Origin of the sequence: Vibrio brasiliensis LMG 20546, assembly GCF_000189255.1 — a bacterium.
Classification (GTDB): Bacteria; Pseudomonadota; Gammaproteobacteria; order Enterobacterales; family Vibrionaceae; genus Vibrio; species Vibrio brasiliensis.
Map to the genome: position 1 here is coordinate 17,598 of NZ_AEVS01000031.1, position 17,282 is coordinate 34,879.

Consider the following 17,282-nt stretch of genomic DNA (forward strand, 5'->3'; position numbering starts at 1 on the left):
ACTAGGTAGATAGCAGTAAAATATTGGCCAGTTTTGGTAAAGACCTTTCCAGCATTTGCTGGTGATAAACTAGTCTCTGAGTTTGATGGCGCACATTCTAACTAATTTATTACAAAAAAGCTCGCGCAATCGTTTGGCATCGCAAAATTAATTGCAAAAAGCTTGAGTTTTAGCTTAAAAAGTAACGAAACAGTTAATAGGAAAAGTTATGTTTCAGATCGGTGAACTGGCGAAGCGTTGTAATGTCACCGCAGACACGCTGCGTTTTTATGAGAAAAACCAACTAATTAAACCTGCTGGCCGCAGCGAGTCCGGCTATCGACTGTATAACCAACAGAATCAAAGTCAGGTGAGCTTTATCCTTAAAGCGAAAGATCTTGGGCTCAGTTTGGATGAGATTCGCGAGTTACTGGAGATAAAACTTGAAGCGACAGAGCATAGCTGCGCTGAAGTAAAAGCGATTACCAGTGCGAAACTGAATCTAATCGACGAAAAGATTAATGAACTACAGCGTATCCGCACCGCATTAAAAAAGATTAATGATGCTTGCTGTGGGCATGTGGATGATGATGCCAGCCACTGTTCAATTCTTGGGGCTTTGGCTAGTGAAGAGAAGTCTTGCTGCGGAGATGAAAAAAGCTCGGCTTAAGACGCGCGACGGATATTTGCTTTGAGCTCTGTCGTGCTCTTAATCTGAGGAAGGTTGTCGTAATAGAGAGTAACCTGATTACGCCCAGTTTGTTTTGAGTAGTACATCGCTTTGTCTGCCTGAACCATCAGTTCACGAACTGACGAAACCTGCGAATTGAGCTCCGCAATACCGATACTGACGGTAGGTAAGATAATGTGCTCATCCACGTGACAAGGGGTGGATTCAATTGACTCACGGATTCGCTCCGCAATGTCATAGGCCTGAATCGCATTGGTATGGGTTAATACAACACCAAACTCTTCACCACCCAAGCGGCCAATGTAGTCGCTACCACGAATAGTATCGCGGCAGATATGCGCTACCTGAGTGATCACCTCATCACCAGAAAGGTGGCCGACCTGGTCGTTGATTTCCTTAAAGTGGTCGATGTCGATCATCAAACAGGATAACCCTTTACCTGACGGGTTATTGAAATCCTGCTCTAACTGCAGTGTAAAAGCGCGGCGGTTTAAAATACCAGTAAGCTCATCGGTATCAGCCAGCTTTCTCAGTTCAAGTTCTTGCTGGCGGGCAATGGTAATCTCACGCTCCTGCCACATAACATATTTAGAACCGTTGGAGAGGGTAATAGGTTTTAACGTCGCTTCAAACCATCGTTCTTCGACACCGCTCCATGCTTCAAGTTCTTCAATGGAAGACATTAATAGCTGACAAGGAGTAATGGAGTAGCGAAGCTTGGTCAAAACACCAGACTTAATCGTTTGCGTTAGGCTTTGCTGAAGTTGTTCGGCAACAGATGAAGGAACCAGGTCACTCAGGGTTTGCTCTGGTTTATCTGCGCTGTAAGGAGGAGCTTGAACCGCACCACCAAAGCTTTCCACAACTCGTCCGTGCTGATCAAGAATCAGCAGACGGTCAGGTAGCTCTCGTAGCATCAGGCTTAGCCATTCTTCCCTTTGCATATCAGCCATGTAGCTTAGTCCGAACGAAAACGTAATTTTTCATTATATCTAGCACGTTTTAGTTAGCAATCGTATTGGATCACAGATTGACGAATGTTTAATCACTGCATTTTACTGGTCATAACAAAAAAGCCGGGCCCACAATGTGAGCCCGGCTTTTGAAATCAAGAATCGAAATGAACGATTAGTTCATGCCGTATTTCTTAAGTTTCTTGCGAAGAGTACCGCGGTTGATACCCATCATAGTTGCTGCGCGAGTTTGGTTACCGCGAGTGTACTGCATGATGGTATCTAGTAGTGGCTGTTCAACTTCAGCTAGAACTAATTCGTATAGTTCTGTTACTTCTTGACCGTTTAATTGAGCCAAGTAGTTTTTAAGAGACGCTTTAACAGAGTCACGTAAAGGCTTCTGAGTAATCTGGTCTTGTGACGTTACTGTAGTTACTGTTAATGCTTCTGAAGTCAGATTTTGTTCGAACATATTCGGTCTAGCTCTTCTCTTAATTATGATGCAACGTTTACCCGTTATAACTGAAGCCGTAGCTTCAACTATTTAGGCTTTATCAAAATACTCTTCTAACGCTTCAAGCTGTAGCTCAGCTACATCAATAGCGTTGAAGGTACGGCGAAACTCACTTGCCTGCTCATGCTCTTTCAGGTACCAGCCAACGTGCTTACGCGCGATACGAGGACCTAAATACTCTCCATAGAAACTATGCAGGGCATTCACATGACCAAGCAGGATGTCTTTCACTTCCGAGTAAGGAAGATCAGGCATCGTGGTGCCGTTTTCCAAAAAGTGTTGGATTTCCTGGAAAATCCACGGACGACCCTGGGCAGGGCGTCCAATCATCAAAGCGTCTGCACCGGTGTATTCCAGTACATATTTAGCTTTCTCTGGGCTATCGATATCACCGTTAGCAATAACCGGTATAGAGATCGCCTGTTTAACCGCTTTAATGCTGTCATATTCGGCCTCACCTTTGTACATACATGCCTTTGTGCGCCCGTGTAGGGCTAAGGCCTGAATGCCGCAGTCTTCGGCTAATTTAGCGATTTGGACACAGTTTTTATTGTCTGTATCCCAGCCAGTGCGGGTTTTTAATGTCACAGGGACATCTACTGCGTTAACTACAGCTTTCAGAATATCTTCGATGATATCTGGGTACTGGAGTAAAGCAGAGCCAGCCAGCTTTTTATTCACTTTCTTTGCCGGACAGCCCATGTTGATATCGATGATTTGCGCACCGTTTTCAACACTAAACTGAGCAGCGTCGGCCATAAGCTGTGGATCAGCACCAGCAATTTGTACAGAGCGAATGCCCGATTCGCCTTCATGTACCATGCGTTGCTTCGATTTAGACGTTTTCCATAGTTTAGGATTTGACGACATCATTTCACTGACGGCCATTCCTGCACCATAACGGAGACACAACTCGCGGAATGGTCTATCCGTCACGCCAGCCATTGGGGCAACGATGAGATTGTTCTTAAGTTGGTGTTTTCCGATTTTCAAAACGTCTTCACAGCTTAGTACCAGCAAGGGCGCGCATTTTACGCATTTTTTAGCGCTGTGAAAAGACTAATATTTGAGCATTTACAATTTGTTTTAGTAAAACGCCCAAAAATCAGTCAATTAGCTTGCAAAGTCTTGTCTAGCCTTGCTTTCGACCAGAGATGCGACACCATTCACTTTGCTCTTTGATAGGATCAATGTGAAGCTCATCACGGTAATAGTTAGCAACATCTTCAGCCTGAGTATCCAGTACACCAGACATCGCCAGCTCACCATTTGGTTTCACTAATGACTTAATAATTGGAGACAGGTCACGTAGCGGGCCAGCAAGAATATTTGCGACCACAACATCAGCGATTAGCCCTTCAGGCTGATCCTGAGGAAGGAAGACTTCAAGCTGATCAGCAACGCCATTACGCTCTGCATTGTCTTTAGAAGCCAGCAGAGCTTGAGGATCAATGTCGATCCCGATAACTTTCTCGGCACCTAGTTTGATCGCAGCGATCGCGAGAATGCCTGAGCCACAACCAAAGTCGATAACTGTTTTACCACTTAGGTCTAAACCTTCAAGCCACTCAAGACATAGTGCCGTCGTTGGGTGAGTACCTGTACCAAATGCCAGACCTGGATCAAGCATTACGTTGACCGCATCAGGCTCTGGAATTTCACGCCAGCTTGGACAGATCCATAAACGCTCACCAAACTTCATTGGGTGGAAGTTGTCCATCCACTCGCGTTCCCAGTCTTTGTCTTCAAGTTGCTCGACTTTGTAGGCAAAGCCTTCAGGAAGCAAGCCACTAAGCTTGGTTTGCTCAATGATAAAGTTGCTGTCCGCTTCAGCGTCATACAGCGCCAGGATATCAGTGTCACCCCAAAGACGTGTTTCGCCCGGTAGAGGCTCGAATACAGGCGTATCGTGAGCGTCTAGAAAGGTCACAGACAGTGCACCAGTCTCTTCCATTAGCATATCGCCGATCTGTTCAGCGTTTTCATTCGTCGCGTTGAGTTTAATTTGAATCCAAGGCATGGGTATGTGCTCTTAAAAGTAAAATTTGCGCAGAGTTTATCAGATCTCTGCTGAGATTATAGACGTAAACAAAAAATGCTCACCGAAGTGAGCATTTTGGAAGAGTTTCTAGACCCTGGTTCCTAGAGAGGATATTTCCTCGACCTGGTCACTAGAGACTATTGCAGACCTAGTTTTTTCTCTAGGTAATGAATGTTGGCACCACCATGCTGGAAGTTCTCATCATTCATAATGCTTTCCTGTAGAGGAACGTTAGTTTTGATGCCTTCAACGATCATCTCACCTAGTGCGTTCTTCATACGAGCAATCGCTACGTCGCGGTTCTCACCGAATGTGATCAGTTTACCGATCATTGAATCGTAGTGAGGTGGTACAGTGTAGCCAGTATAGATGTGCGATTCCCAACGAACGCCCATACCGCCTGGAGCGTGGAAACGTTCGATTTTACCTGGTGAAGGTAGGAAGCGCTCTGGGTCTTCAGCGTTGATACGACACTCAATCGCATGGCCGCGAATCTTGATGTCATCCTGAGTGAATGACAGAGGCTGGCCAGCGGCAACACGAAGCTGCTCTTTGATTAGGTCAACACCAGTTACCATTTCAGTTACTGGGTGCTCTACCTGAATACGCGTGTTCATTTCGATGAAGTAGAACTCGCCGTTTTCGTATAGGAATTCAAACGTACCTGCGCCGCGGTAACCGATTTCCAGACATGCACGTGTACAACGTTCACCGATGTATTTACGCATCTCTTCTGTGATACCTGGTGCTGGAGCTTCCTCAACAACCTTCTGGTGACGACGCTGCATAGAACAGTCACGTTCACCTAGGTGGATAGCGCCGCCCTGACCGTCAGCAATAACCTGAACTTCAACGTGACGAGGGTTTTCCAGGAATTTCTCCATGTAAACCATATCGTTGTTGAATGCCGCTTTTGCTTCTGCACGAGTCATAGCGATAGCTTCAACCAGCTCGCCTTCAGAACGTACAACACGCATACCACGACCACCGCCGCCGCCAGAGGCTTTGATGATTACTGGGTAGCCAATACGTTTAGCGTGTGCTTTGTTCTTCGCTTCGTCGTCGTCCAGCGGACCGTCAGAACCTGGTACACAAGGTACGCCAGCTTTCTTCATCGCAGTGATTGCTGACACTTTGTCACCCATCATGCGAATAGTGTCAGCTTTAGGGCCAACGAAGATAAAGCCACTACGCTCAACTTGCTCAGCAAAATCCGCGTTTTCTGACAGGAAGCCGTAGCCAGGGTGGATAGCCACCGCGCCAGTTACTTCTGCAGCAGAAATGATACGAGGAATGTTTAGGTAGCTGTCGATACCACGAGCAGGACCGATACAGATTGCTTCGTCTGCAAGCAGTACGTGTTTTAGGTCACGGTCAGCTGTTGAGTGAACAGCTACCGTTTTAATACCTAGTTCTTTACATGCGCGAAGGATTCGAAGAGCAATCTCTCCTCGGTTCGCGATGACTAATTTATCTAGCATAAGAGAGAGCCTCTATTATTCGATAACAACAAGTGGTTGGTCGAATTCAACTGGCTGGCCGTCTTCAACTAGGATAGCGGTAACAACACCAGACTTGTCAGCTTCGATTTGGTTCATCATCTTCATTGCTTCAACGATACATAGAGTGTCGCCAGCATTAACAGTTTGACCAACTTCTACGAATGATTTCGCGTCTGGGCTTGGAGAACGGTAGAAAGTACCTACCATTGGAGAAAGAACTTGGTGACCCGCAGGTACTGCAGGAGCTGCTGCTTCAGTCGCTGCAGGTGCAGGAGCCGCTGTTGCCGCAGGAGCTACAGCCGCTACAGGAGCAGGTGCTGCTGCATATTGAACTGGCGCAGGCGCTGCAGTGCCGTTACGGCTGATGCGTACCGACTCTTCACCTTCAGAGATTTCTAGCTCAGCAATGCCAGACTCTTCTACTAACTCGATAAGCTTCTTGATTTTACGGATATCCATCTTTTCTTTCTCTTTTATCTTGTGAATAAGACAGCTCAAAGTGAGCTGCAGAGTGTTTATTTACTTTGATAGTAATTAAGTTACTTTGCCTGCAACTTGTTAATGGCAGCAGACAGAGCGAATTCGTAACCTTGCGCACCTAAACCACAAATCACGCCTTCAGCCTTATCTGATAGATAAGAGTGGTGACGGAAAGGCTCACGTGCATGTACATTTGATAGATGTACTTCGATAAATGGGATAGCGACGCCGAGTAGTGCATCACGCAGAGCCACACTGGTGTGAGTGAAGGCTGCCGGGTTGATGATAATAAAGTCGACATTATCGTAAGCAGCATGAATAGCTTCGATCAGTTCATATTCACGGTTCGATTGAAGGTGTTGGAGTTCAACGCCTGCTTCGTGAGCTTGCTTGGTTAAGGTATCAACAATCTGTGTCAGGCTCGAAGAGCCATAATGTGCGGGCTCGCGTAGACCTAACAGGTTTAGATTTGGACCATTTAAGACAAGAATGCGTGATTTTGCTGTCATTATGCTGCCATCTTCCTACTTCATGATATGAACTGGAATATTCCCATATTATCGCTGATTCAGCATACTAATTTTGTCAAAAATATCGCTGGATCTTTGAAATAGACCCAGATTATAGCCAATTCAGCGCAAATCGCAGCAATTTACTGGTCTAATCTCCCACCTTGGTCGTCGGTTTTTGTAACCGAGGTAACATTTTTTGTTCGATTGAAGCGGTTAAAAGTACGCTGTCTAGCGCAGAAAACGGCAAAGCCGCCACGATGTGACGGCTTTGTTATTAAGGGGGAGGTGGTTTTGGTGTTACGCTAGCTCTGCTTTCTCTGCAATGAGCTTATCAACAACACTTGGGTCTGCCAGTGTCGATGTATCACCAAGGTTACTGGTATCGCCAGTTGCAATCTTACGTAGAATTCGACGCATGATCTTACCTGAGCGAGTCTTAGGTAGTGAATCTGTCCAGTGTAGTACGTCTGGTGTTGCAATCGGGCCGATCTCTTTACGAACCCAGTTCTTCACTTCTGCGTGTAGCTCTGCACTTGGGAACTCACCATCATTTAGCGTGATGTAAGCGTAGATTGCCTGACCTTTGATATCGTGTGGGATACCTACAATCGCTGCTTCTGCAATCTTATCGTGAGCAACCAGTGCTGATTCAATCTCAGCAGTACCCATGCGGTGACCTGATACGTTCAGTACGTCATCGACACGACCTGTGATCCAGTAGTAACCATCTTCATCGCGACGAGCACCGTCACTCGTGAAGTACATACCTTTAAAGGTAGAGAAGTAAGTTTGCTCAAAGCGGTCATGGTCACCGTAAACAGTACGCATCTGACCAGGCCATGAGTCAAGAATAACCAGGTTACCGTCCGTTGCACCTTCGATGATGTTACCCATGTTATCAACAAGAGCAGGTTGAACACCGAAGAATGGACGAGTTGCCGAACCAGGTTTTAGATCCGTTGCACCTGGAAGTGGTGCGATAAGGATGCCGCCTGTTTCTGTTTGCCACCAAGTATCAACGATTGGCGAGTTCTCGTTACCGATAGTTTTGTAGTACCACTCCCACGCTTCTGGGTTAATTGGTTCACCTACTGAACCCATGATGCGTAAGCTGCTACGAGACGTGCCTTCTACGGCTTCATTACCTTTCGCCATAAGAGCACGAATTGCTGTCGGAGCAGTGTATAGAATGTTTACCTGATGCTTATCAACCACTTCGCTCATGCGGCTAGTGCTTGGGTAGTTTGGCACACCTTCAAACAGGATAGTTTTCGCACCGTTTGCCAGTGGTCCGTAGATAAGGTAAGTGTGGCCAGTGATCCAACCCACATCTGCTGTACACCAGAAAGTTTCACCTGGCTGGTAGTCAAATACGTATTTGAACGTCATCGCGGCATACACTAGGTAACCACCCGTTGTGTGTAGAACACCTTTTGGCTTGCCAGTAGAACCAGATGTGTAAAGGATGAATAGTGGATCTTCTGCTTTCATCTCTTCTGGTGGACAGTCTGAAGAAACATTCGCTGTAGCTTCATGCCACCAAACATCGCGATGCTCGTGCCAGTCAATATCACCACCAGTACGCTTCATTACGATGACTTTTTCGATGGTTTTTACTTCTGGGTTAGTCAGAGCTTCATCAACGTTTTTCTTCAGTGGAACCGCGCGACCGCCACGAACGCCTTCGTCAGCAGTAATCACCACTTTAGCGTCAGAATCTATAATACGACCAGAAAGTGCTTCTGGTGAGAAACCACCAAATACCACAGTGTGAACCGCACCGATACGGGTACAAGCAAGCATAGCAACCGCTGCTTCAGTCACCATTGGCATGTAAAGACAAACAACATCACCTTTACGTACACCTTGCTCTTTAAGTGCGTTAGAGAACTCACACACTTCTTTGTGCAGCTCTTTGAACGTTAGTGTTTTGTCATCGTTTGGATCATCACCTTCCCAGATGATAGCAACGTCATCACCGCGCTCAGCCAGATGACGGTCAATACAGTTAGCAGAAACGTTGAGAGTACCGTCTTCGAACCAACGAATGTCTACGTGGCCAGTATCGAAAGAGGTGTTTTTAACTTGAGTAAATGGCTTGATCCAATCGACGATTTTGCCGTGCTCACTCCAGAAGCCAACAGGGTCTGTTACAGATTGTTGGTACATGGCTTGGTAAGTATCGTTATCCGCGTGTGTGTTTTTCTTGATGTTCTCTTTAACCGGATAAATATGGGCTTCACTCATTGCTGATCTCCTTGTTGCCTAATTCGTTATGAATTGAGCAAGTGTCCGTTTAAAACGATGAGGTCACCTGACCCCGACGTTGTAAAATCCTTATGCCTATAACTTTCAATCACAGGAGTAGATTCGACAATTAGACTTTAGGATGATAGGAAGAAATCTGCTTAAAAATTAGCGATCTATGTTTGAAAATGGGACTGATGTAATGTCTTTATACTAGCTTCTGTAGGGTAAACTAAGACTAGGTAGATCACCTTTTGTCAGTCGCACAAAGACTAATGCGGCGGAGATCGCATCCTGCAGAGCATCATGCTTATCTTGCATTGGCAGATCTAAGTGACGACAAATTGCGTCCAGACTGAGGTCGAAATAGGCGTTGGGGAGGTGTTTTTCCAACTTATCATGGTAAATCTGGCTGACCTCAATTAGAGGATTTGGTAGGGGAAATCCAAGTTGTTTCTGGCAGGCCAGGTCGAGAATTTTTTTGTCGTAGCGAATGTGGTAACCAACCAGAGGTCGGTTACCAATAAACTCCAATAACTGGATCAGAGCCTGCTTTTCATCAATACCATCGACCAGATCCTGATGGCGTATTTTATGGATTTTTACCGAACCAGAATCAAGAGACTGAGGAGCTCGTAAACGCACCTCAAACGGCTTGCTGGTGATAATACGATTGTCGATGATTTTGGTTGCCGCAATAGTAACAAGCTCTGCGCGGTTAGGATCCAGGCTGGTGGTTTCGCAGTCGAGCGAGACATATTCGCCTTTCTTAACCGAGGCAAATAGAGGCTGATAAGGAGAGCCTTTAAGCTTGTAATACCAATAGCGGCGCATTAACCAGTTCATCGCGACACCTTAATCTCTTATCTGATAATGATAGCCCAAGAACTGCTTAAACTTTTTCACTACATGTAAGCTGTGGCGTAATAAGTCGCGCTCGGTGCGGTCTATCTGACTGAGGTCAATGCGGTTGTGGCTGTGCTGGTTGCTCAATTGCTGATTTAAGCGCAGTTTAAACAGTAACTTGAGCGCTTCGCTGAGGTTATCTGCTGTGTCTGGTTCGAGAATCCGTTTGTTACGCAGAGCTTCAATACGTTCGAAAGTATTTTTTTCTTCGATGCCATACTCCAGCACTAATGTACGGATGCCATGCACAATCGGGAAAATACCACCACTTTTGACATCGACTCCCTGCTTATCTTTCTTAACGTTACCAAACAGAGTTAATGGTAGGGAGAACTGTAGTGCCGGGCGAGAGAAGTCTTGCAGCGCCAGCATGTTATTAAACATTGTCTGTTTCAAATGTTCAGTGATCGGCTCCAGCAGTGATTTGTTACCTGCGACGGCGTGAGCATCAGTGAAGATCGCTAAATCCATCACCTGTTCAGCCGAGTTAGGTTTAGACCAGACAGTAATGGTGTTTTTCCATGCTTCCTGAGTCTTAACCCATTTAGGGTTGTTGACCATCACATTGCCAGGGCAGAGTGGGTAACCTAGCTGTTGTAAGGTGTGAGTTAATTGCTCCATGACTGCTTCACACTGATGCCAGGTCACTCCATCTTTAATAATTAGCGCGTTATCCTGGTCGGTTTTCAGGATCTGTTCTCCACGCCCTTCTGAGCCTAAAACAACCAGACAGCACTGGTCGTGAAGGGCGGGAGGAACAATCAGTTCAAAGGCTTTTTCAATGATTTGTTCATTAACCGCTGAGATAAGCTCCATGATAAAACGAGTACGAATGCCGTTATTGAGTAAGCTTTCGACCAGATGACGCTGGCGGTTCGAAGCCAGCGCTAACTCTTCAATACTCGAAGAGCGGGCAATGCTCAGTGTCAGTACATGCGAATGGGTTGAGAAAGCACTCAGAATCTGAGTCATATCCAGCATGCCGACCGCTTCTTTACCATCGGATACCATCACGCGCTTCATTCGATTACGCGTCATTTTGATCATCGCATTGAACAGAAACTCCCCATTCTCGACATGAATAACCGGAAAGGTTGCTATATCGCCAACAGGGGTATCAAGCGGGTGCCCTTCCAGCATGACCGCATGGAGCATATTGGTTCGGGTAATGATGCCATAAGGGAGTGAATGAGGATCTTCCACAAGTCGCTCATCGTCGTCATTAAGGCGCACCAAGGCCGAATCAATACCGTTCTGTTTCAGGGTCTGAGTGACCTCATTAAGCGGTTGTTCCGGGGAGAGCAGCATAGGTGGGTGATAAATGTCACTGTCGACTTTAGTCAGAATAAACTCTGCCAGATTTTGCTGCTGCTGCGCGGCTTCAATGAGCTCCTGACGACGCGCGAGGTTGTTATCGAAGTAGGCAGCAAACTGACCATTTTCGTTGTATAGCTCAAGGAAGACAGACTTAGGCAGCAGATATGAGAGGGTATCTTCCAGGGCTACGTATCTGTGTTTGACACTCTCTTCAAACAGAGCACGTACATCAAACAGGTCATCATTAGCGTAATGGGCAAAGATCTCTTTGTCGTCTTGCGAGCGTTCTTCTACCGCACCTTTGATAAGTATATGTAGGTGTTGACTGGCTATCCCTGGCTGAAGCAGGGTCTCTTTGGCACGAAAGTAGGCCACGTCTAATGAACTGCGCAGTTTGTTCTGCTGCTCAGGGTCTAAACGGTCAAAGGGCGGGGAGTGCATATTGAACTTATCTGGCATAGCGACTGACTCATGCGATCTCTACATCTGCTTAGTGTGCAATATTTTGACAATTGCGCCAGACGACTTTGGTCGTATCTGAAGGGATAAGCTGCTCTTTGTTATGACAATAGGGAAACTCAGTTGTGATAATTCTTCCCTTTTTATTCCGCGCAGAGCAAACGATAATACCTTGCCCTTTTTTGATGCATTCCGAGGTTTAAATGCTAACCCCTTCTCCATATGGCTGGATTTCCCAGTATTTTGTCGGCTTCTTTTTTGCCTACGGTGTCTACCTGCCGTTTTGGGCACTATGGTTTGAAGAGCAGGGCGTTTCAGCAACTGACATCGGTTTGTTAGTAGGTATCGGTTTTGCGACTCGCTGCGTAGCGAACATGGTACTGACGCCGCGTATTCATAAAGTCGAGCATTTAATGCCGGCATTACGCTGGCTGAGCTTTGCTTCTATCCTGTTTGTCGGCTTCCACTTTTTCACTGGAGGAAGCTTCTGGTTAATGGCGCTGGCGACTGTGCTATTTAACCTTTGCTGTGGTCCAGTGGTTCCGTTGTCAGATGCAATGGCTAACTACTATGCGCGTCTTAAAATGCTTGATTATGGCCGCACGCGTCTTTGGGGTTCGTTAGCATTTATTGCAGGTTCTACCGTGGTGGGTTATCTGGTTGCTCAGTACGGTTCCGATATGATTCTCTATACCGCGCTAGCCGGGGTGATTGCCGCATTAATCTTCTCGGCTCGCAGCATCAACCCGATGCCAGTGACGACTTCTGAGCACGATGCTGAGCGTCCGAAACTAACAGAGCTGCTGCGTGAACTACCAGTGATTAAGTTCCTCGTGCTGGTCGCCCTGATTCAGGGTAGTCATGCTGCTTACTACAGTTTTAGTTCTATTTACTGGAAAGGGGCGGGTTACTCGGAAGACATTATCGGTTATCTGTGGAGTTTAGGTGTTGCGGCAGAGGTAGCGGTATTCGCTTTAAGTAAACGTCTGTTCTCTGGCTGGAGTTTACGTGCGCTGTTTGTCGTTGCAGCATTAGGTGTGGTTGTTCGTTGGGGACTCACTGCCTCAACAACAGCACTGCTTGCACTGGTTGCGATTCAGTTGCTGCATGGCGTGACATTCGCGATCGCACATATTGCTGCAATTCAATATATTCAGCATTCAGAGCAGCGTAAAATGGTCGCTCTGCAAGCGTTATATAATGCGATTCCACTCGGGGCGTTTATTGCTCTGATGACGACTTTGAGTGGCTGGGGTTATGAAAACTGGGGTGCCAACGTTTTCTGGGCGATGGCGGTAATGGGTGTTCTGGCACTATTTATCAAAGTCGAACCACAGGCTCATAGTGTTAACGATGTGATTAAAGCCGAGCCCAAAGCACAGAATTAAGCCTCTCTGATTGAGTTCAGATGCTTTAATGAGTTTAATGAAACCTCTTCAATATGAAGAGGTTTTTTGTTTTATGAGTAAAGCAAACGACATGGACGAAAATGGATAAGGATATCTGATGCAGGGTTGGCTCGTGATCACCGTATCACTGTTGTATCTCGGTTTACTGTTTCTCATTGCCTGGTACGGCGATAAACAACACTCTTGGTTAGCCAAATGGCGACCTTGGGTCTACAGTTTGTCAATTGCGGTTTATTGTACCTCGTGGACCTTCTATGGCACGGTGGGTCAGGCGAGTAGTAACCCATGGTCATTCCTGCCAATCTATATTGCCCCGATTCTGGTATTCACCTTAGGATGGCGTATTCTTGCCAGGCTTATCATTACCGCTAAGCGCGAACATATCACTTCAATAGCCGACTTTATCGCTGCCCGTTACGGCAAGTCACAAGGATTGGCGGTAGTCGTGACCCTCATTGCTGTCGCCGGTATTCTTCCTTATATCGCCCTGCAACTGCGTGGCATCACCATGGGCTTAGAGATAATTGCCCCGGATTTGCCAGCGCAATTTGAAGGCTCGGGCTTTGATGTCTCATGGTTTGTCGTGGTGGCACTCGCGGTGTTTACCATGCTGTTTGGTACCCGCCATATCGATAATACCGAGCACCACCGCGGTATGATGATGGCAATCGCGTTTGAATCGATTATCAAGCTGGTGGCCTTTCTCGCCGTTGGTCTGTTTATCCTTTTTCTGGCCGTTAATCGCAGTGATGTTGAACTGGTTGAGATCGCTCGCCAGACTTATCAGTCACCGAATGTTCCTACGTTACTGATTCATACTGTTCTTACTATGCTGGCGATTGTCTGTCTGCCGCGTCAGTTCCACACTATGGTAGTAGAAAACGAACGTGCTCAAGATCTGCATACTGCCCGCTGGCTGTTCCCTGTTTACCTGATCTTAATGGGAATGTTTGTCCTGCCTATCGCTTGGGTAGGGCAATCTCTGTTGAGCAACGCCAGCCCGGATACCTACGTGATTAGCTTGCCGATGGCAGTTGGTGCTCAGGACGTTGCGTTGTTGGCGTTCTTAGGTGGTACATCCGCTGCCAGTGGTATGGTTATTGTCTCGACAATTGCATTGGCAATCATGGTATCCAATGACTTAGTCATGCCACTGTTGCTGCGTAGGATGCGTCTGTCTCAGCGTAATCATCGCCACTTTTCTGGTTTACTGTTGGTTATTCGTCGTGGATTGATCTTGCTACTACTGCTTGGTGCGTGGGCTTTCTATCAGGCGTTAGGAAGTATTCACTCACTGTCAGCAATCGGATTCCTCTCATTTGCCGCAATTACCCAATTCGCTCCGGCGCTGTTAGGGGGGATGTACTGGCGTCAGGGCAATCGCAAAGGTGTCTATGTCGGATTAGCGGTCGGCTTTACTGTGTGGCTGATAACCCTAATGAGTCAGACCGATATGCTGGCCGGCAGTGCGGACAGCAACTTGCTGCTGTGGCTGATCACGCCGCCGCAGTTACTGCAGAATTGGGACGTAACCAACTCGGATTGGGGAATATTACTGAGTATTTCCCTAAACGCCCTGTGTTACGTAGTCGTGTCGCTGTTTACTCGCGCTAGTCTCAGTGAGCGTTTACAGTCCGCTGCTTTCGTTGGTACCCCATTACCAGAAAGTGAGAACATGAGTCTGTACCAAAGCCGCGTGACGGTTGGTGAACTGGAAATGCTCGCCTCACGTTTTGTTGGCCGACAAAGGGTTCGTAATGCATTCAGACAGTATTGGCAGCAGCAGCGCGAGACCATGCTACCCAATCAACAAGCTCCCTCGACACTGATACGTCACACAGAGCGTGTACTAGCCGGTGTGTTTGGTGCGTCATCGGCAAAGTTAGTACTAACTTCTGCTCTACAGGGGCGCAACATGCAGCTGGAAGAAGTGGCGACCATTGTTGATGAAGCTTCAGAGCTGTATGACTTCAGCCGAGGATTGTTGCAGGGTGCAATTGAACATATCGGTCAGGGCATTGCTGTTGTCGATAAACAGCTAAGGCTGGTGGCATGGAACCAGCGCTATCTCGAATTGTTTACATTCCCTGCGGGCTTGATTCAGGTCGGTAGACCAATAGCCGATGTGATTCGTCATAATGCAGAACAGGGATTATGTGGCCCGGGCGACCCTGAACAACATGTTCGCCGCCGTGTATTCCATTTAGAGCAAGGTACTCGCCATACATCATCGCGAGTGCGTCCTGATGGGCGGGTTATTGAGGTTCAGGGTAATCCAATGCCTGGCGGTGGGTTTGTAATGAGCTTTACTGATATCACCGTATTCCGCGATGCCGAGCAGGCGCTAAAAGATGCCAACGAGAGTCTGGAGGAGCGAGTTCAGGAGCGAACTAAAGAACTGGAACAACTGAATAAAAAGTTGGTGTCAGCGACTCAGCGTTCGGAGCACGAGTCTCAATCTAAATCCCGTTTCTTGGCGGCGGTCAGTCACGATTTGATGCAACCACTCAATGCAGCGCGACTCTTTGCCTCTTCACTTTCAGAAGTTGCCAACGAGCCGGAAACCAAACAGCTATCCAAACATATTGAAAGTGCTTTAGGCGCAGCAGAAGACTTGATTGGTGACCTGCTTGATATTTCACGCCTCGAGTCGGGCAAACTGGATATCAACGTCCACGGCTTTGCCATCAATGATGTTCTGTCTAACCTCAATGCTGAATTTAGTGCGCTTGCCAAGCAACAGGGCATTGAGTTCTCCATGATTCCGAGTCAGCTGTTAGTTCAATCAGACCCTAAATTACTGCGTCGGGTTGTGCAGAACTTTTTGACCAATGCATTCCGTTATAGCCCAAGGGGCAAGGTGGTACTAGGAGTTAAGCGTATCGGCGGTAAAGCAAGGATCGATGTCTGGGACAACGGCATGGGGATCGATGAAGATAAGCAGCAAGAGATCTTCGAAGAGTTTAACCGCGGTAGTCAGGTGCGATCAGATCAGGGGCTTGGCCTTGGTTTGGCAATCTCGAAAGGGATTGCTCATGTACTTGGTCATCAAATCACTATGCGTTCTTGGCCAGGTCAGGGTAGCGTGTTCTCGATTACTTTAGACCGTAGCGAAGAAGCGTTAGCGCCAGTTAAAGAGAGCGTTACTACCGTTGCATCTGACCTTAGCCATCTCAGGGTTCTGTGTGTCGACAATGAGCAGGATATTCTGGTTGGTATGGAAAACTTACTTGGTCGTTGGGGTTGTGATGTGCGGACTGCCGTTGATCTCGTGGGTAGCCTGCAGTTGATTGATGAACATTGGGTGCCTGACGTGATTCTGTCTGACTATCGTCTCGATAATGGCCGAACCGGACTAGAGGTCCTGCAACAGTGCCGATTGCGCTTAGGCGACAGCTTTATTGGTGTCATCATTAGTGCTGATCGTACCGACGATATGCTTGATGGCATTAAGTCGAATGGGTTTAGTTTTATTCCTAAGCCAGTTAAACCGCTCAAGCTAAGGGCGGTATTGAATCGGGTGTAGGGCGCCTCGCTCGGATAATTGAGAGCGGGCTGGGCCCTGCGAGAATTTAGAACGCTGCGCTCCGAGAATCGAGACCGGACTCCGTCCTTCGAGAGGTGCGCGTTATAGCTGCTGGGTAGATATCAGAACCAGAGCTTTTTGTTGAGAACTTACGTCTAAAATACAGAAAAAAGGTTGACGCCCTATAACGTCAACCTTCCAAAATTTTCTCTCTTCTATTCCGTAAACAACGTTTCGTACTTCACAAACGCAGTCTGTGTTTCTCCATAGTAAAGAGTGCCGTTAGACTGAACTGCTACTCTCAACCAACTCTCTTCTGATTGAGGCTTAGGCAGTGAAATCATCCACTGTTTACCGCTGCTGTCGGCAGGTTGCATGTCAATTGGCTGGGCATCCTGATCTTGTCCATTAACCAATGATAGTTTTACACCATCGAGCGGGTAAGCGGCTTTTAGTGATAGATCTAGTCCCTGCGCCGTTAGCTTTTCTGAACGGAACTGCACCTTAAAATCGCCGTTGGTCATATCACATAGTCCACTGGTATAGCGACAGTTAGATTTGGCTGCCAGCTTATATGTTTCCCCTTCTTTAGCGGCGTGAGGTTTTTCACTCAGTGCCATATCTGTCCCAAAGTAGGCAATCAAAGAAAGAATAGGGGCTATCAATAGTGCAATCAGAAAGTGCTTGTTCTTGAACATAAAATACTAGTTCCATCAATTATCTGTTCATTCGTGCTGGCTAAAATC

14 protein-coding genes are annotated in these 17,282 nt (G+C 47.0%); 3 read left to right on the forward strand and 11 right to left on the reverse strand.

The features are described from left to right. Nucleotides 1-208: 208 nt before the first annotated feature. Nucleotides 209-649, forward strand: coding sequence for a Zn(2+)-responsive transcriptional regulator (gene zntR / locus RH46_RS05120; protein WP_006878334.1), 441 nt, complete (start codon nucleotides 209-211; stop codon nucleotides 647-649). On the opposite strand, the gene RH46_RS05125 is transcribed toward zntR, so the two are convergent. From RH46_RS05125 to RH46_RS05170, 10 genes are all read right to left on the reverse strand, one after another. After that, a complete protein-coding gene (locus tag RH46_RS05125) occupies nucleotides 646-1,623 on the reverse strand; it encodes a GGDEF domain-containing protein (RefSeq protein WP_006878335.1) in 978 nt (325 codons plus the stop codon). The two genes, zntR and RH46_RS05125, sit on opposite strands and share 4 nt — an antisense overlap. 175 nt (nucleotides 1,624-1,798) lie before the next feature. After that, nucleotides 1,799-2,095 (reverse strand): DNA-binding transcriptional regulator Fis, encoded by a 297-nt coding sequence (gene fis, locus RH46_RS05130; RefSeq protein WP_000462885.1) that lies wholly within the window; start codon nucleotides 2,093-2,095, stop codon nucleotides 1,799-1,801. A gap of 72 nt (nucleotides 2,096-2,167) precedes the next feature. Continuing rightward, on the reverse strand, nucleotides 2,168-3,130 hold the full coding sequence (gene dusB / locus RH46_RS05135) for a tRNA dihydrouridine synthase DusB (RefSeq protein WP_040895266.1): 963 nt from the start codon (nucleotides 3,128-3,130) through the stop codon (nucleotides 2,168-2,170). A 139-nt stretch (nucleotides 3,131-3,269) separates the two neighbouring features. After that, on the reverse strand, nucleotides 3,270-4,157 hold the full coding sequence (prmA, locus tag RH46_RS05140) for a 50S ribosomal protein L11 methyltransferase (RefSeq protein ID WP_006878337.1): 888 nt from the start codon (nucleotides 4,155-4,157) through the stop codon (nucleotides 3,270-3,272). Between the two features lie 158 nt (nucleotides 4,158-4,315). Continuing rightward, nucleotides 4,316-5,659 carry an acetyl-CoA carboxylase biotin carboxylase subunit gene (gene accC / locus RH46_RS05145; RefSeq protein ID WP_006878338.1) on the reverse strand — a complete coding sequence of 448 codons (1,344 nt, stop codon included), beginning with the start codon at nucleotides 5,657-5,659 and terminating at the stop codon, nucleotides 4,316-4,318. A 15-nt stretch (nucleotides 5,660-5,674) separates the two neighbouring features. Next, nucleotides 5,675-6,139, reverse strand: coding sequence for an acetyl-CoA carboxylase biotin carboxyl carrier protein (accB, locus tag RH46_RS05150; RefSeq protein WP_006878339.1), 465 nt, complete (start codon nucleotides 6,137-6,139; stop codon nucleotides 5,675-5,677). 80 nt (nucleotides 6,140-6,219) lie between these two features. Then, nucleotides 6,220-6,669, reverse strand: a complete 450-nt coding sequence (gene aroQ, locus RH46_RS05155; protein ID WP_006878340.1) for a type II 3-dehydroquinate dehydratase — start codon at nucleotides 6,667-6,669, stop codon at nucleotides 6,220-6,222. 300 nt (nucleotides 6,670-6,969) lie between these two features. Next, entirely contained in the window at nucleotides 6,970-8,919 is a 1,950-nt protein-coding gene (acs, locus tag RH46_RS05160) for an acetate--CoA ligase (protein WP_006878341.1), read from the reverse strand. A 213-nt stretch (nucleotides 8,920-9,132) separates the two neighbouring features. Next, a complete protein-coding gene (locus tag RH46_RS05165; protein ID WP_006878342.1) occupies nucleotides 9,133-9,765 on the reverse strand; it encodes a 3'-5' exonuclease in 633 nt (210 codons plus the stop codon). A 9-nt stretch (nucleotides 9,766-9,774) separates the two neighbouring features. After that, nucleotides 9,775-11,601 carry a DUF294 nucleotidyltransferase-like domain-containing protein gene (locus tag RH46_RS05170; protein ID WP_006878343.1) on the reverse strand — a complete coding sequence of 609 codons (1,827 nt, stop codon included), beginning with the start codon at nucleotides 11,599-11,601 and terminating at the stop codon, nucleotides 9,775-9,777. Between the two features lie 203 nt (nucleotides 11,602-11,804). Here RH46_RS05170 and RH46_RS05175 point away from each other — a divergent pair, with 203 nt between their 5' ends. Further along, nucleotides 11,805-12,989, forward strand: a complete 1,185-nt coding sequence (locus tag RH46_RS05175; RefSeq protein WP_006878344.1) for a 3-phenylpropionate MFS transporter — start codon at nucleotides 11,805-11,807, stop codon at nucleotides 12,987-12,989. Between the two features lie 118 nt (nucleotides 12,990-13,107). Continuing rightward, nucleotides 13,108-16,536: a hybrid sensor histidine kinase/response regulator gene (locus tag RH46_RS05180; protein ID WP_006878345.1), complete on the forward strand. Its 3,429-nt coding sequence runs from the start codon at nucleotides 13,108-13,110 to the stop codon at nucleotides 16,534-16,536. Nucleotides 16,537-16,751: 215 nt separating this feature from the next. On the opposite strand, the gene RH46_RS05185 is transcribed toward RH46_RS05180, so the two are convergent. Beyond that, nucleotides 16,752-17,234: a hypothetical protein gene (locus RH46_RS05185; RefSeq protein ID WP_006878346.1), complete on the reverse strand. Its 483-nt coding sequence runs from the start codon at nucleotides 17,232-17,234 to the stop codon at nucleotides 16,752-16,754. Nucleotides 17,235-17,282: the final 48 nt, after the last annotated feature.

What these genes read in the sequence shown, in the direction of transcription:
- fis (WP_000462885.1), bottom strand. Translation starts at nt 2,095, where the DNA reads ATGTTCGAACAAAATCTGACTTCAGAAGCATTAACAGTAACTACAGTA.
- accC (WP_006878338.1), bottom strand. Translation starts at nt 5,659, where the DNA reads ATGCTAGATAAATTAGTCATCGCGAACCGAGGAGAGATTGCTCTTCGA.
- RH46_RS05170 (WP_006878343.1), bottom strand. Translation starts at nt 11,601, where the DNA reads ATGCCAGATAAGTTCAATATGCACTCCCCGCCCTTTGACCGTTTAGAC.
- zntR (WP_006878334.1), top strand. Translation starts at nt 209, where the DNA reads ATGTTTCAGATCGGTGAACTGGCGAAGCGTTGTAATGTCACCGCAGAC.
- acs (WP_006878341.1), bottom strand. Translation starts at nt 8,919, where the DNA reads ATGAGTGAAGCCCATATTTATCCGGTTAAAGAGAACATCAAGAAAAAC.
- prmA (WP_006878337.1), bottom strand. Translation starts at nt 4,157, where the DNA reads ATGCCTTGGATTCAAATTAAACTCAACGCGACGAATGAAAACGCTGAA.
- RH46_RS05180 (WP_006878345.1), top strand. Translation starts at nt 13,108, where the DNA reads ATGCAGGGTTGGCTCGTGATCACCGTATCACTGTTGTATCTCGGTTTA.
- RH46_RS05125 (WP_006878335.1), bottom strand. Translation starts at nt 1,623, where the DNA reads ATGGCTGATATGCAAAGGGAAGAATGGCTAAGCCTGATGCTACGAGAG.
- aroQ (WP_006878340.1), bottom strand. Translation starts at nt 6,669, where the DNA reads ATGACAGCAAAATCACGCATTCTTGTCTTAAATGGTCCAAATCTAAAC.
- RH46_RS05185 (WP_006878346.1), bottom strand. Translation starts at nt 17,234, where the DNA reads ATGTTCAAGAACAAGCACTTTCTGATTGCACTATTGATAGCCCCTATT.
- accB (WP_006878339.1), bottom strand. Translation starts at nt 6,139, where the DNA reads ATGGATATCCGTAAAATCAAGAAGCTTATCGAGTTAGTAGAAGAGTCT.
- RH46_RS05175 (WP_006878344.1), top strand. Translation starts at nt 11,805, where the DNA reads ATGCTAACCCCTTCTCCATATGGCTGGATTTCCCAGTATTTTGTCGGC.
- RH46_RS05165 (WP_006878342.1), bottom strand. Translation starts at nt 9,765, where the DNA reads ATGAACTGGTTAATGCGCCGCTATTGGTATTACAAGCTTAAAGGCTCT.